Origin of the sequence: Actinomadura sp. 1N219 (assembly GCF_044326405.1) — a bacterium.
Lineage (GTDB): Bacteria > Actinomycetota > Actinomycetes > Streptosporangiales > Streptosporangiaceae > Spirillospora.
The window spans coordinates 166,729-180,833 of sequence record NZ_JBIRAY010000005.1; the positions used below are offsets into that span (position 1 = coordinate 166,729).

The 14,105-nt window shown below is 74.0% G+C and carries 13 protein-coding genes and 1 riboswitch; of the genes, 7 read left to right on the forward strand and 6 right to left on the reverse strand.

Annotation, left to right across the window (positions count from 1 at the left end):
- The first annotated feature begins 67 nt into the window (after positions 1-67).
- Positions 68-1,792 carry a serine/threonine-protein kinase gene (locus ACH35V_RS18215; RefSeq protein WP_395973698.1) on the forward strand — a complete coding sequence of 575 codons (1,725 nt, stop codon included), beginning with the start codon at positions 68-70 and terminating at the stop codon, positions 1,790-1,792.
- Positions 1,793-1,803: 11 nt separating this feature from the next.
- On the opposite strand, the gene ACH35V_RS18220 is transcribed toward ACH35V_RS18215, so the two are convergent.
- Positions 1,804-3,009 carry a sensor histidine kinase gene (locus ACH35V_RS18220; RefSeq protein WP_395973699.1) on the reverse strand — a complete coding sequence of 402 codons (1,206 nt, stop codon included), beginning with the start codon at positions 3,007-3,009 and terminating at the stop codon, positions 1,804-1,806.
- Positions 3,010-3,095: 86 nt separating this feature from the next.
- On the opposite strand from ACH35V_RS18220, the gene ACH35V_RS18225 reads away from it, so the two are divergent.
- From ACH35V_RS18225 to ACH35V_RS18240, 4 genes are all read left to right on the forward strand, one after another.
- Entirely contained in the window at positions 3,096-3,461 is a 366-nt protein-coding gene (locus tag ACH35V_RS18225) for an Mth938-like domain-containing protein (RefSeq protein ID WP_395973700.1), read from the forward strand.
- 65 nt (positions 3,462-3,526) lie between these two features.
- Positions 3,527-4,618, forward strand: a complete 1,092-nt coding sequence (locus ACH35V_RS18230) for a hypothetical protein (protein ID WP_395973701.1) — start codon at positions 3,527-3,529, stop codon at positions 4,616-4,618.
- Positions 4,619-4,692: 74 nt separating this feature from the next.
- A riboswitch (TPP riboswitch) is annotated at positions 4,693-4,806 on the forward strand.
- A complete protein-coding gene (thiC, locus tag ACH35V_RS18235) occupies positions 4,802-6,538 on the forward strand; it encodes a phosphomethylpyrimidine synthase ThiC (RefSeq protein WP_395973702.1) in 1,737 nt (578 codons plus the stop codon). Its footprint overlaps the riboswitch before it by 5 nt.
- A gap of 186 nt (positions 6,539-6,724) precedes the next feature.
- Entirely contained in the window at positions 6,725-7,333 is a 609-nt protein-coding gene (locus tag ACH35V_RS18240) for a TetR/AcrR family transcriptional regulator (protein WP_395973703.1), read from the forward strand.
- Positions 7,334-7,367: 34 nt separating this feature from the next.
- Here the strand turns inward: ACH35V_RS18240 and ACH35V_RS18245 are convergent, their stop codons facing one another.
- Entirely contained in the window at positions 7,368-8,207 is an 840-nt protein-coding gene (locus ACH35V_RS18245) for a metallophosphoesterase family protein (protein ID WP_395973704.1), read from the reverse strand.
- A 29-nt stretch (positions 8,208-8,236) separates the two neighbouring features.
- On the reverse strand, positions 8,237-8,803 hold the full coding sequence (locus tag ACH35V_RS18250) for a helix-turn-helix domain-containing protein (protein ID WP_395973706.1): 567 nt from the start codon (positions 8,801-8,803) through the stop codon (positions 8,237-8,239).
- 79 nt (positions 8,804-8,882) lie between these two features.
- On the opposite strand from ACH35V_RS18250, the gene ACH35V_RS18255 reads away from it, so the two are divergent.
- Positions 8,883-10,334, forward strand: coding sequence for an alpha/beta hydrolase family protein (locus ACH35V_RS18255; RefSeq protein ID WP_395973707.1), 1,452 nt, complete (start codon positions 8,883-8,885; stop codon positions 10,332-10,334).
- Between the two features lie 81 nt (positions 10,335-10,415).
- Here the strand turns inward: ACH35V_RS18255 and ACH35V_RS18260 are convergent, their stop codons facing one another.
- The gene (locus ACH35V_RS18260; protein WP_395973709.1) at positions 10,416-10,919 is read right to left on the reverse strand and encodes a DUF1772 domain-containing protein; all 504 of its coding nucleotides are present in this window, start codon (positions 10,917-10,919) and stop codon (positions 10,416-10,418) included.
- A 34-nt stretch (positions 10,920-10,953) separates the two neighbouring features.
- On the reverse strand, positions 10,954-11,802 hold the full coding sequence (locus ACH35V_RS18265; RefSeq protein ID WP_395973711.1) for an NAD(P)H-binding protein: 849 nt from the start codon (positions 11,800-11,802) through the stop codon (positions 10,954-10,956).
- An 81-nt stretch (positions 11,803-11,883) separates the two neighbouring features.
- On the opposite strand from ACH35V_RS18265, the gene ACH35V_RS18270 reads away from it, so the two are divergent.
- The gene (locus tag ACH35V_RS18270; protein ID WP_395973712.1) at positions 11,884-12,828 is read left to right on the forward strand and encodes a cupin domain-containing protein; all 945 of its coding nucleotides are present in this window, start codon (positions 11,884-11,886) and stop codon (positions 12,826-12,828) included.
- 3 nt (positions 12,829-12,831) lie between these two features.
- Here the strand turns inward: ACH35V_RS18270 and ACH35V_RS18275 are convergent, their stop codons facing one another.
- Positions 12,832-14,034, reverse strand: coding sequence for a carbohydrate kinase family protein (locus ACH35V_RS18275; protein ID WP_395973714.1), 1,203 nt, complete (start codon positions 14,032-14,034; stop codon positions 12,832-12,834).
- Between the last annotated feature and the right edge of the window lie 71 nt (positions 14,035-14,105).

The window sequence follows — 14,105 nt, forward strand, 5'->3', positions numbered from 1 at the left end:
GTCTTCTTCACCGGAACGATCTCTCCGGACGCCCCGCTCGGCCGGGGCCCCCAGAAAGGGCGTCGCGTTGGATCCCCTTCAGGCTGACGACCCGCGCGCCGTGGGCGGGTACGCGCTGTCGGCGCGGCTGGGCGGCGGCGGCATGGGCCAGGTGTACCTCGGCCGCTCCCCCGGCGGGCGGCCGGTGGCGGTGAAGCTCGTCCGCCCCGAGTACGGCGACGACCCGCAGTTCCGGCGCCGGTTCGCGGCCGAGGTCGAGGCGGCCCGCCGCGTCGGCGGGTTCTTCACCGCGCAGGTCGTCGACGCCGACCCGGACGCCGACCGGCCGTGGCTCGTCACCGCCTACGTGCCGGGCCCGTCGCTGCAGGCGGCCGTGGACGAGCTGGGGCCGCTGCCCGCCCGCGCGGTGCGCGTCCTCGGGGCGGGCCTGGCGGAGGGGCTGGCGGCCGTCCACTCCTGCGGGCTGGTGCACCGCGACCTCAAGCCCGGCAACGTGATCCTGGCGCCGGACGGGCCGAGGGTGATCGACTTCGGGATCGTCCGGGCGCTGGAGAGCGCGTCCGGCACCGCCACCGGGGCGATCACCGGGACGGTCGCGTACATGTCGCCCGAGCAGGCCCGCGGGGACCGGGACATCGGGCCCGCCGCGGACGTGTTCGCGCTCGGCTCGGTGCTGGCGTTCGCGTCCACCGGCTCGGCCCCGTTCGGCCGCGGCCAGGCGCACGCGGTGCTGTACCGGATCGTCCGGGAGGAGCCCGATCTGGACGGGGTCCCCGCCGAGCTGCGCGACCTGATCGGGGCGTGCCTGGCGAAGGACCCCGCGGACCGTCCCGCCCTGCCGGACGTGCTGGAGCGCTGCGCGGGCGCGGCGGGCGACGACTGGCTGCCCCCGGCCGTCCTCGCGATGGCCGCGGCGATGGGTCCGGGCGCGGGCGCCGCGCAGCCGACCGAGCACGACACTCCCGCCCCTGCCCTGGAGAGCCCGATGCGTTCCGGCGCCCTGCCGCCAGCAGGGCCGCCGCCGGAGCCGCCGCCGGGGCCCTACGGGCGCCACCCCGCGACCGCTCCCCTGTCTCCGCCGCCGCGCCGGTCCGGGTCCCGGGCCAGGTGGATTCTCGGCGGCGTCGCGTTCTTCACCGGCTTGGCGCTGCTGGCGACCGGGGTCGTCCTGGCGCTGAACTGGAAAGGCGGCTCGGGGTCGGGCCGGTCTTCCGCGTCGCCGTCCGCGACCAAGCCGAAGCTGCCGGTCTCGGCGGTGACCGGGCGGATCGACGACCCGCGCGCGGGCTTCTCCTACGCCCGCCTGGGCACGCCGTGGGTGACGCCGGGAGGCGGCTGGACGAGGCCGGGGATGTTCACCAGCGGGCAGATCGCACCGCTGCGGCAGCGCAACGGCGACTCGACCTTCAACGCGACCTCCGTGGCCGGGCTGCCCAGAGCCGACGAGCGTCAGGGCTACACCGGGCCCCAGGACCTCGGCGCCGTAGCGGCGCGCGTGAAGGCTCGCGTCATCCGCGAGTTGTTCACCGTCCCGCACGACGAGAAGACGCTCGCGTCCGGGCCCATCGAGGTGAGCGGCGGGGGCAGGGGCTGGCTGGAGAAAGCGCGGTTCGACTTTCCGCAGGCCAAGGCGCAGGGCTGGCCGGTCACGGGAGACACGATGGCGCTCCTGGTCATCGATCAGGACGGCGCGGACGGCGGCGTGCCGGGGATTCTGCTGGTGTCCGTCCCGAGCGCCTTCGCGGCGCCGGGCGACATGGATCAGGTCCTCGCGTCCGTCCGGACGCGCTGAGGGGCGGGCCGCTATTGGGGGGAGACGACGTCCGCGACCGGGAGGACGGCGGTGACGACGAACCCGCCGCCGTCGCCGGGGCCCGCGTCCAGGGTGCCGCCGACGCTCCGCGCCCGCTCGATCATCCCGAGGATCCCGAAGCCGCCCGGCGTCCCGCCGGACGGTCGACTCTCTGGCGGGGGGACGACCCCCCGCGCCCCCCGGAACGGCCCGATCCCGTCGTCGGCGACGCGCACGACGAGCCCGCCGCCGTCCCGGGACAGGGTGACCGCGACGCGCTCGGCCGCCGCGTGCTTGACGACGTTGGTCAGCGCCTCCTGGACGATCCGGTACGCCGCGACGCCGACCTCCGGCGGCAGGGACCCCGCGTCCGCGTCGTCGAGGTCGACCTCGACCCCGGCGGCGCGCGCGGCCTGCGCGAGGTCGGCGATCCCGTCCGGGCCGGGCAGCCGCCCGGTCGTCTCGACGTCCGTGCCGCGCAGGACCTGCAGGGTGCCGCGCAGCTCCGTCCGGGCGTCCCGGCAGGTGTCGGCGATCGACGTGAGCGCCTCCGCCAGCTCCTCCCGGTCGAGCGGCCGGTCCCCGCGGACGAGGTGCGCCGCCGCCCCGGCCTGGACGCCGATGACGGTGATGCTGTGGGCGAGGAGGTCGTGCAGGTCGCGGGCGATCCGCAGCCGCTCCTCGGCGACGCGCCGCCGCGCCTCCTCCTCCCGCGTCCGCTCCGCCCGCTCGGCCCGCTCGGTGATCGTCGCCAGCCGCGCCCGGTGCACCCGCCACACCTGGACGGCGATCACGACGGAGATCACGGCCTCGATGACCGCGATCTGCTCGCGGAGCGACTTGCCGCCCGCCTGCAGCGCCATCCCGATCACGCACACGAACAGCACGACGCCCGCCACGGTGAGGACGCCCCGGACGCGCCGTCCCAGCACCGCGTACGCGAACAGCGCGACCACCTCGGCGGGCACCAGCGCATGATGCTGGTACTGCGCCAGGTGGTACGGCAGCGCCAGCATCAGCAGGGCCGCCAGCGCCGGCGTCGGCCACCGCCGCATCACCGCGAGCGGCGCGTGCGCGGCCACCAGCAGGAGCGTCCCGGCCGCGTCCAGGTCCCGGACGCCGGGCCACATCACCGCGACCGCGACGGCGACGCACGCCAGCAGCGTCGCGAACAGGGCGTCGCTCGCCGTCGCACCGCCCTTGGGCACCGTCACCACGCGTCCATTTTCTCCACAACGTCCGAACACCGCACACCGCCCCCGCGCCGCCGGAGGACGACCGCGGATTTCAGTACGCTCCGCGCATGGAGAAGTCACCTCGGATCACCCATATCGCCTGGGGCCGCATGGAGGTCGAAGGACTTCAGGGCGGCAAGGACTTCAAGCTCTATCCGGGCGGAGGCCGCGAATGGGACTGGACCGAGCACGGCACCCGGCACGACCCGGGGATCCAGCCGGGCGACGTGCGGGAACTGCTCGACCACGGCTGCACGGTCGTCGTCCTCAGCAGGGGCATGGAGCTGCGCCTGAAGACGATGCCGTCCACGCTGGAGGTGCTGCGGGACGCCGGTGTCGAGGTGCACGTGGAGGAGACGACCGAGGCCGTCGCGATTTACAACCGGCTGGCCGAGACTGAGAGCGTGGGCGGGCTCTTCCACTCGACCTGCTGAACGGCCGGGATGAATGGGGTCGTCCCGCCCTATAGTTCTGCGAACTCCATCATGAAGGGCTGACCGTGTCCGTCCCTCCCCCGACCCGCTCCCTGCCGGACCTCCGGGTCACGCTCGGCCGGGGCGCCTACCGGTGGCCGTTCCGGGTGTGCCTGGCCGCGCTGGCGATCGGCCTGCTCATCTCGCTGTCCACGCGCACCGGCGGCAGCGCGGCGTGGGGGGCCGGGGAGGCCCGCCGGGCCATCGCCGTGTACGGCGGCGGCGGGGCGCTCGTCGCGCTGGCCGCGATCGTCTGGGCCTTCGTGATCTTCCGGAACCGGCTGGTCGTGACCGTCGGGGAGAAGGGGCTCGTCCTGCGCCGCGCGAAGAAGCAGGCGGTCATCCCGGCGGACGCCGTGCGCGCGGTCGGCATCGTGTGGCCGGTCGCCGACCCCGTCCTGACGGTCTGGTTCGACACCGCGGCGGCCCCGGACGCCGGCGCGATCGTCAAGGTGGACGGCGACGCGGCGGCGCTCCTCCGGGACCGGTCGCTCCCCTCCGGATGGCTCCCGGCCGTGCGCGCCGCCGCGACCGAGAACCTCGGCGCGTCCTGGCGCGTCCTCGACGACGAGGGCGAGGAGGTCGAGCAGCCGCGGGCGGACGCGCTGGCCAGAGCCGACCGCCTCCTGGTGGACGGCGCCGGCCGCTACCGCGACCAGGGCGGCGGCGCGCTCATCGCCGTCGCCTGCGGACGGCTCGCCAGGCGCGGGCCGGGCCCGGCCCGCTTCCGCCGCAACCCCGACCGGGGCCGCCGGACGATCGTCCTGCGCGATCCCCACGCGGGCAGGCTGCTCGCGTTCAAGAAGACGTCCCGGCTGACGGGCGGCGGCCGCATGCGGGTGTTCGACGCGGACGGCCGGCACGTCGGCACGATCGAGAGGCTGCGCGAGCCGTCCTTCTACTCGGCCGGGGGGACGCTCCTCGGCACCACCCGGCGGCACGGCGACCGCCATGTCGTCACCGGCGTGGACGGGCGCGAGTCCGCGTCGCTGAGGACGAAGAGCGGCGCCGACGACAGCCGCATGTGGCTGGAGCGCTCGCGATCCGCCCCTGACCAGCTGCGCACCCTCACCCTGGCACTGCCGATGGTGGTGCGGCTCGCGCGCCAGGCCGCCTGACCCGTTCCATCAGCGCGGCCTTATCCCATGGGCGGCGGTTGCCGCAACGGGGGTGGGCCGGGTTAGCGTCGAGCACGACAGATCGCGGGGGTCCGGCGAACCGGGCTGAGATAGCGGCTGAGACGGCCGCTGACCGCATGAACCTGACCGGGTAATGCCGGCGTAGGGAGAGATCGAGTCGTCATGACCGAACCTTTGGTTCCAGCCGCCCGCAAGACCTACCTGCGGGGCTCGCGCCCCGACATCCGCGTCCCGATGCGGGAGGTGCCGCTGACCAGCGGCGACACCGTCGTCCTGTACGACACGTCCGGGCCGTGCACCGATCCGGCGCAGGAGACCGACGTCCGCCGGGGGCTGCCCGCGCTGCGGGAGCCGTGGATCGCCGGGCGCGGCGACACGGCCCCGTACGAGGGCCGGACCGTCCGCCCCGAGGACGACGGCCGCAAGGCGCCGCCGCAGCCGCCGCCTCTGCAGGAGGGTTTCCTGCCGCGGCGGCCGCGCCGCGCGACCGGCGGCGCGGTGACGCAGCGCGCCTACGCGCGGCGCGGGGAGATCACCCCAGAGATGGAGTTCGCGGCGCTGCGCGAAGGCGTGGCGCCGGAGTTCGTCCGGGACGAGCTGGCCGCCGGCCGCGCCGTGCTGCCCGCCAACGTCAACCACCCCGAGATCGAGCCGATGGTCATCGGGCGGAACTTCCTGGTGAAGGTGAACGCGAACATCGGGAACTCGGCGGTGGCGTCGTCCATCGAGGACGAGGTGGAGAAGATGACGTGGGCGACCCGCTGGGGCGCCGACACGATCATGGACCTGTCGACGGGCCGGGACATCCACACCACGCGCGAGTGGATCCTGCGGAACTCGCCGGTGCCGGTCGGGACCGTCCCGCTGTACCAGGCGGTGGAGAAGGTCGGCGGCGACCCCGCGGAGCTGACCTTCGACGTGTTCCGCGACACGGTGATCGAGCAGGCCGAGCAGGGCGTGGACTACATGACCGTCCACGCCGGGGTGCTGCTGTCGTACGTGCCGCTGACGGCGCGGCGCAAGACCGGGATCGTGTCCCGCGGCGGGTCGATCATGGCGGCGTGGTGCCTGGCGCACCACGAGGAGAACTTCCTGTACACGCGGTTCAGGGAGCTGTGCGAGATCTTCGCCGCGTACGACGTCACGTGGTCGCTCGGGGACGGCCTGCGGCCCGGCTCCATCGCCGACGCCAACGACGAGGCGCAGTTCGCCGAGCTGCGCACCCAGGGCGAGCTGACGAAGATCGCCGCGGAGTACGGCAACCAGGTGATGAACGAGGGCCCGGGCCACGTCCCGATGCACAAGATCAAGGAGAACGTCGACCTGCAGCAGGAGTGGTGCGACGGGGCGCCGTTCTACACGCTCGGGCCGCTGACCACCGACATCGCGCCCGGCTACGACCACATCACCTCGGCGATCGGCGCGGCGATGATCGGCTGGCACGGCACCGCGATGCTCTGCTACGTCACGCCGAAGGAGCATCTCGGGCTGCCGGACCGCGACGACGTCAAGGCCGGCGTCATCGCCTACAAGATCGCCGCGCACGCCGCCGACCTGGCGAAGGGCCATCCGGGCGCGCAGGCGTGGGACGACGCGCTGTCGGACGCCCGGTTCGACTTCCGGTGGGAGGACCAGTTCAACCTGTCCCTCGACCCGGACACCGCCCGCGCGTTCCACGACGCCACGCTCCCGGCCGCCCCGGCGAAGACGGCGCACTTCTGCTCTATGTGCGGGCCGCACTTCTGCTCCATGAAGATCACCCGGGACGTCCGCCGGTACGCCGACGAGCACGGCCTGGCCGAGGAGGAGGCGCTCTCCGCCGGGATGCGCGAGAAGGCGGACGAGTTCAAGGCCGCCGGCGGCCGCGTCTACCTGCCGCTCTCCCCCGGCAAGACCTGACGCGGTTCGCCGCGAGAACGGGGGCCCGCCGCGGACGGCGCCGCGGCGGGCCTCCCCCCGTCTCGCGCGGAGGTCGCCGCCTCGCCGGGGACGTCGCGCGGCTAGTATCGGGGGACCGTTCCAAAGCCGCGGATCCCCCGGATCGCCGCGGGCCCGCCGACCCGCCGGGAAGGACCCACGACTCAGGTGACCAGCGACGATATTCCGAGACCCGGCCCGCAGCGGGCGATGCGCGCCGACGTCCGCCGCAACCGCGCCCGGCTGCTCGCGGCGGCGAGGGAGATGTTCGAGCGGGACGGGGCCGGCGCCTCCCTGGAGGCCGTCGCGCGGCTCGCGGGCGTCGGCATCGGGACGCTCTACCGGCATTTCCCGACGCGCCAGGACCTCCTGGAGGCGCTGCTCGCCGACGTCTACGACGGGCTGGCCGCGACGGGGCGGGAGCTCCTCGTCTCGCCCGCGCCCGGGGAGGCGCTCACCACCTGGTTGCGCGCGTTCATCGTGCGGATCACGGCGTTCCCCGGGATGGCGGCCGCGGCCGCGGTGTCGCTGCGGCCCGAACAGCCAGGGCGGCCCGAGCCGTCCGGGGCGCGCCGGGCGGTGCGCGACGCGGGCGAGGCGCTGTTCCGGCGCGCGCAGGACGCCGGGGACGTGCCCGCGGACGCCGAGTTCGCCGACGCGCTGAGGCTCGCGGGCGCGATCGCGATGGTCACCGAGCGCGACCCGGAGGCGGCCGATCGGCTGCTGGCCCTCGCCGCCGCCGGCCTGGCCCCCGGGAAGGGCGCTCACGGCGGCTAGGCCGTCCTGAGCGTCAGGGCGAGGACGCGCCCGATCAGGTGGTCTCCGGCACGGGCAGGATGCGGCGGGGGCCGCGCGGCGCACCGCCCTCCCGCTTGCGCCATTCGCGGGGGTAGCCGACCGACACCTCGATGTGCGGGATGTCGCCGGTCCAGATCGTCCGGGGGATGTGGAGGTGCCCGTACACGACCGACACGGCGCCGAACCGGGTGTGCCAGTCGGCGGTCCGCACGGTGCCGCACCACTGCGCGAACTCCGGGTACCACAGGACGCGGGTGGGTTCGCGGACGAGCGGCCAGTGGTTGACCAGCACCGTCCGCGTCCCGGGTTCGAGGGCCGACAGGCGCTTCTCGGTGTAGGCGATCCGCGCGTCGCACCAGGCGTCGCGCGTGGGGTGCGGGTCGGGGTGCAGGTAGACCTCGTCGGTGCAGACGACGCCCGCCTCCTGCGCGACCTTCAGGGCCTCTTCCTTGGTGGACGTCCCCTCCGGCCGGAACGTGTAGTCGTACAGGAGGAACAGCGGCGCGATCGTGACGGGGCCGTCCTCGCCGTCCCACACGGGGTACGGGTCCTCGGGGGTCAGCACGCCGATGCTCCGGCACATGTCGACGAGCGCGCCGTAGCGGGCCTCGCCGCGCAGCCGCACCGGGTCGTTCTTGACGGTCCAGAGTTCGTGGTTGCCGGGCGTCCAGATGACGGTGGCGTAGCGTTCGCGCAGCGTTCTGAGCGTCCATTCGACGTCGGAGACGGTTTCGGCGACGTCGCCGGCCACGATCAGCCAGTCGTCGCCGGACGCGGGCCGCAGCCCCTCGACGAACTCGCGGTTCTCGGCGAACCCGACGTGCAAGTCGCTGATGGCGTGGACACTGCTCATCCAAAGATCGTAGGCGGTCGCGGGCGGGCTCAGTCCTCGTCGGCGGGAAGCGTGAAGAGCCGGACGTGCACCGGGCGGGCGCCAGGCGGCGCGTCCTCGCGGCGGTGGCCGTGCTCGTGCAGGAGCCGGATGTAGGCCTCGAAGAACTCGGCGAGGCCCTCCTCGGTCATGTGCGCGAAGCCGCGCGACAGCAGCGCCCAGGCGCGGTCGCGCTCGTACTCGGCGGGCAGGCGGCGGAACAGCTCCATGTCCTCGGCGTGGCCGACGCGGATCAGCTCGTCGAGGACGGCCCGGTCCTCCGGGGCAACGGTCTCCGGGGCGGGCAGCCGCAGGTCGCGCGGGGTCTCGGCGGGCCGCCACCACCGCTCCCGCCCGGCGGACCGCTCCGGGATCTCCTCGATGAACCCGTACTTCTCCAGCTGCCGCAGGTGGTAGCTGGTCGTGCCGGTGTTGGCGCCGAGCACCTCGCCGATCGTGGTGGACGTCGCCGGGCCGTGCGCGCGCAGCCGGTGCAGGATCCGGCGGCGCAGCGGATGGCTCAGCGTCCTGATCCGTCCCGGGTCGTCCAGGATGACGGGCTCCGCATCGTCCTTCATGAGGAGCAGTCTAGTACTACAGAGGTATCTTTGCAGAGAACTCTTTGCAGAGGTTTCTCTGCGGTCTACCGTGCTCGGCATGAAGAGAGCGATCACGGTCGTGCTGGCATTCGTCGTCAGCGCTTTGCTGGGCAGCGTCCCGGTCTCGGCGTCCGGCCCGGTCTCGGCGTCCGGCTCGGCTTCGGCGTCCGGCCCGATTCCGGCGCCGCCGGGGCTGACCTCCGCCGATGTGAGCTTCAAGGGGTTCGGCGGCCTCACACTCCACGGCACGGTGCTGGCGCCGGCCAAAGCCGCCCGGCCGGTGCCGGGCGTGGTGCTCGTCACCGGGTCCGGCGCGGGCGTGCCGCGCGAGCACCTGCTGACGGAGGCGACGGAGTTCGCGCGCCGGGGCGTCGCCGTCCTGATCTACGACAAGAGGTCCGCGGGCTACTCGAACTTCCGCCGCTCCTACTCCGAGCTGGCGGACGACGCGCTCGGGGCGGTGGGTGCGCTGCGCGCCCGTCCCGGCGTCGATCCGGCGAAGGTCGGGCTGTGGGGGCTCAGCGAGGGCGGCTGGGTGGCGCCGCTCGCCGCGTCCCGGTCGGCGGACGTCGCGTTCGTGATCGTCGTCGGCGGCAACGCCATGACGCCGATGCGGCAGCAGGTCTGGAACGAGACGTCCGCGCTGCGCCGGGCGGGCGTCTCCGGCTCGCTGATCGACCACGGCAAGCGCAACTTCGCGCGGCTCGGCGCGGACGCGGGCCTGTTCGCCGAGGCGTTCTTCGACGCGCAGGTCGTCCTGGAACGGGTCCGGCAGCCGCTGCTCGGCGTGTGGGGCGGACGCGACCTCCAGACCCCGCCCGAGGACAACCCGCCGCTGTTCGCGCAGGCACTCCGCCGCGGCGGGAACACCCACTACACGTTCCGCTTCTTCGCCGACGCCGACCACGCCGCGCACACCACCCCCGACGGCGGCCTCACGCGCGGCGAGGCGCTGGCCCCCGGATACGCCGACCTCGTCGGCACCTGGGTCAACGACGTGACCAGCGGACGGCCGCCGGTCGCCGACGCCGCGACGCCGTTGAAGCAGGACTACGCGAGCGTGGAGATCTCGCCGTCGCCGTGGTGGGCGTCGTGGCAGACGCAGCTCGCGGTGTTCGCGCTGTTCATCGTCGCGTTCACGGCGTATCCGCTGGTGGCGCTGGTGCGGCGGCTCCGCGGGCGGGCGGTGCGTCCGGTGAGCCGGTGGGCGCGGCTGCTCGCCGGAGCGGGGCTGAGCTCGGCGGTCGGCCTCCTCTTCTACATCTTCTACCTCATGGCCGCCGGACGGACGCCGGACCCGGGGCCCGTCCTGGCGGGCAGGCCGCTTCCGTGGCTGGCGCTCCAGGCGCTCGCCGTCGCGGCCGTCGCCGCCGGGATCGCAACGGTGGTGGCATGGCGCCGGGACGCCGCGACCGTCCCGGCGGGCGAGCGCGTCCGGCTTGGGCTGCTGGTCACGGCGGGCGTCGTGTTCGTCCCGTGGGCGGTCTACTGGGGCCTGCTCGTTCCCTAGCCGGGACGGGCGGAACGAGAACGCGGCCCCGCTCCGGGTGGAGCGCGGGCCGCGTTTCCTTGAGGTGTCCGGTGTCCGGTGTCAGTTGTTCTGGCCCCAGTGGTAGACGCCGAGGCTCATCGCGAGGAGGCTCGCCCAGCTGAACACGGTGCGGACGGTGTTCCAGGTCGTCCAGCGGCCGGAGTGGGCCGACCAGATCTTCGCCGCCTCGGACGCGTCCTGCGGGATCGTCACCGCCTCCAGAGCCTTGTTCATCGGGATGTTGACCGCGATGGTCGGGACGAGCGCGCCCACGAAGTACACGCCCGCCGCGACGAAGAACAGGACGGCCGCCGAGTTCTCGTCGAGCGTCAGCAGCAGCACCCCCGCCGCGACCGCCGCCACCGGGACCAGCGTGAACATGGAAATGAACAGCGGGTTCTGGATCTTCTGGTCCATGCCCTTGAAGGCGTCGATCGCCGAGGCGGGCCGCGCGGCGTCCAGGCCCGGCATCACGCTGGTGGAGAAGCCGAAGAACGTCCCGGCCATGCCCGCGACCATGATGATCGAGAGGGTCACCGCGACCGCGGCGAGTGCGGATTGCATCGTCGTGCTCCATTTCTTCTCTGCTGGCTGGAAGTCAGCTGGACCAGATGCCGCTGGCCGCGGTGTTCCGGGCGAAGTCGGCGAAGTCGTTCGGCTCGCGGCCGAGCGCCCGCCGGACCCCGTCGGCCGGCCGCGCGTTGCGTCCGTCCAGGATGGTGCCGAACAGGTACGTGAGGAATCCGATGAGGTCGTCGGGAAGGCCCTGCTGCTTGAGCGCGGCCGCGTAGTCCGCCACGGGGACGGAGACGAACGCGACGTCGCGTCCGGCGGCGCGGCCGATCTCGGCGACGGCCTCGGCGAAGGTGAGGGCGCGGGGGCCGGTCACCTCGTAGACCTCGCCGGCGTGCCCGGCGCGGGTGAGGGCCGCGACGGCGACGTCGGCGATGTCGTCGGCGTCCACGAACGGCTCCGGGACGTCGCCCGCCGGCAGGACGACCTCGCCTTCGCGGATCGGGTCGAGCAGGTAGTCCTCACTGAAGTTCTGCGCGAACCAGCTCGCCCGCACGACCGTCCACGCGAGGCCGGACTCCTGGACGATCCGCTCGGATTCCCGCGCCTCGTCCTCGCCGCGTCCCGACAGGAGGACGATGTGCCGGACGCCCGCGCCGACCGCGGCGGCCGTGAACGAGCGGACGGCGTCGACCGCGCCGGGCGCGGCCAGGTCCGGGTAGTACGACAGGTAGACCTTCTCGACGTCCCGCAGGACGGGCGCCCAGGTGGACTCGTCCGTCCAGTCGAAGGCCGGGGACGCCGACCGCGAGCCCATGCGGACCGGGACGTCCAGCGCCTCCAGCCGCTCGACGACGCGGCGGCCGGTCTTGCCGGTCCCGCCGAGGACGAGGGTGAGGCCGTTCTCGATGATGTTCCGCGTGTTGTTCGTCATGCCTTTGAGTCAACAGTCGGCCGGTCCCGGCCACCATCGTTGAGAAGCTCGGCCGCATACGCGAGCGTCTACGCTGGTCCCATGGACGCGCTCACCGACCTCCTCGACGGCCCGCGGGCGCGGGGGGCGTTCATGCTCCGCGCGTCGCTGAACCCGCCCTGGTCCGTCCGGATCCAGGACGAGGCGCCGATCACGCTGATGTCCATGGTGCGCGACGACGCGTGGGTGATCCCGGATCACGGCGAGTCCCAGCGTGTCTCGCCCGGCGACATGGTGATCTTCCGGGGCCCCGACCCGTACACGGTCAGCGACGAGCCGGCGACGAAGCCGCAGATCATCATCCACCCCGGGCAGCGCTGCACCACCCCGGACGGGACGGCGAGCATGTCCGAGGAGATGGACCTCGGCGTCCGCGCCTGGGGCAACGACCCGGACGGGTCGGCGGTCATGCTGATCGGCGCGTACCAGATGCGCGGCGCGGTCACGCAGCGGCTGCTGTCGGCGCTGCCGCCGATCGCGATCGTGCGCGGCGACACGTGGAAGTCGCCGCTCGTCGACGTGCTCGGCGAGGAGATCGGCAAGGACGAGCCCGGCCAGGACGTCGTCCTCGACCGGCTGCTCGACCTGCTGCTCATCGCGACGCTCCGCGCCTGGTTCTCCCGCCCGGACGCCGAGAAGCCCGGCTGGTACCGCGCGCACGGCGACGCGGTGGTGGGCCCGGCGCTGCGGCTCCTGCACGACGACCTGTCGCACCCGTGGACGGTCGCCGACCTGGCGTCCCAGGTCGGCGTGTCCCGCGCGGCGCTCGCGCAGCGGTTCGCGAAGCTGATCGGCGAGCCGCCGATGTCGTACCTGACCGGCGTCCGCCTCGCGCAGGCCGCCGACCTGCTGCGGGAGAGCGACGCGACGCTGGAGTCGGTGGCGCGGCAGGTCGGCTACGGCAACGCGTTCGCGCTGAGCACCGCGTTCAAGCGGGAGCACGGCGTCAGCCCGCAGGAGTACCGCACCGGCCTCGCCACCGCCTGACACCTACCGCTGCTCCTTGCGGAGGGTGGGCTCGGCGCGGACGACGGTCTCGGCCGTCTCGTCGGCCGCGTCCGGGATGAACGGGATCACGAACGCGTAGTCGGCCAGCACGGCGTCGGGCACCTCGCCGGACTCGCCGAACACGGCGATCTCGCCCCAGCAGGGCGAGCCGAGCGAGCCGCTGTGGTGCCGCACCGACAGCCCGGCGCACAGGTTGGCGAACCGGAGCCGCTCGGCGAGCGGGAGCCCGGCGAGTGTCGCGAACACGAACCCGGCGGCGAACACGTCGCCCGCGCCGGTCGGGTCGAGCGCCTCGACCGGCAGCGCGGGGACCTCGGCCCGCTCCCCCGCCGCCGAGTCGACGGCGATGGCGCCGTCGCCGCCGCGCTTGACGACGACCACCGGCACCCGCTCGGCCAGGGCCTCGGCGGCGTCGGACGGGGTTGCCGTGCGCGTGTAGGCCATGGCCTCGGCGGCGTTCGGGAGGAACACGTCCACGTGGTCAAGGCGGTCGAGGACCTCGGCGGGCCAGGCGCCGGTCTGGTCCCAGCCGAGGTCGCCGAAGACGAGCGTGCCGCGCTCGCGCATCGCGGCGGCCCAGGGCGGCAGCGGCTGGTCGACGTCGACGAAGCAGGCCCGCGCTGCCGGCGGCGGCATGCCGGGCGGGCCGTCCAGCGGGCCCGGGACGGGACGCGAGTACGTCACCATGCTGCGGTCGGAGTCGTAGGCCATCGACACCGTCACCGGCGTCGGCCAGCCCGGCACGAGCCGGGACAGGCCGAGGTCGACGCCCTCCTGCTCGGCGAGCGTCCGCCACAGGTAGGCGCCGAACATGTCGTCGCCGAACTCCGCGGCCAGCCCGACCCGCAGGCCGAGCCGGCTCATCGCGACGGCGATGTTCGCGACGCCGCCGGGCGCGGAGCCGAGCCCGTCGGTGACGATCTCGGTGCCGGGCGGCGGCAGCCCCGGCAGCCCGGTGAAGATCATGTCCATGAAGACCCGGCCGGACAGGAACACGTCCAGCGCCGGGGGCGCGGCCGGCCCGCCGCCGTGCAGCCGCTCCCCCGCCGGCTCCCGCTCGGCGCAGGGGTCGGCGAGGGACGGCGCCGGCGGCACGCCCTGCACGGCCCGCGCGGTCTGCCCGGTCTGCACTGTCCGCGCGGCCGGCCCGCCCGTTGCGCCCGGTGCGGTCGTGCGCGGGATCACGTCGCCTGCCGAATCACGTCGTCCGCCGAATCACGGGTCCCCCCAGAGCGAAGGCCTGGCACGTTCCCACG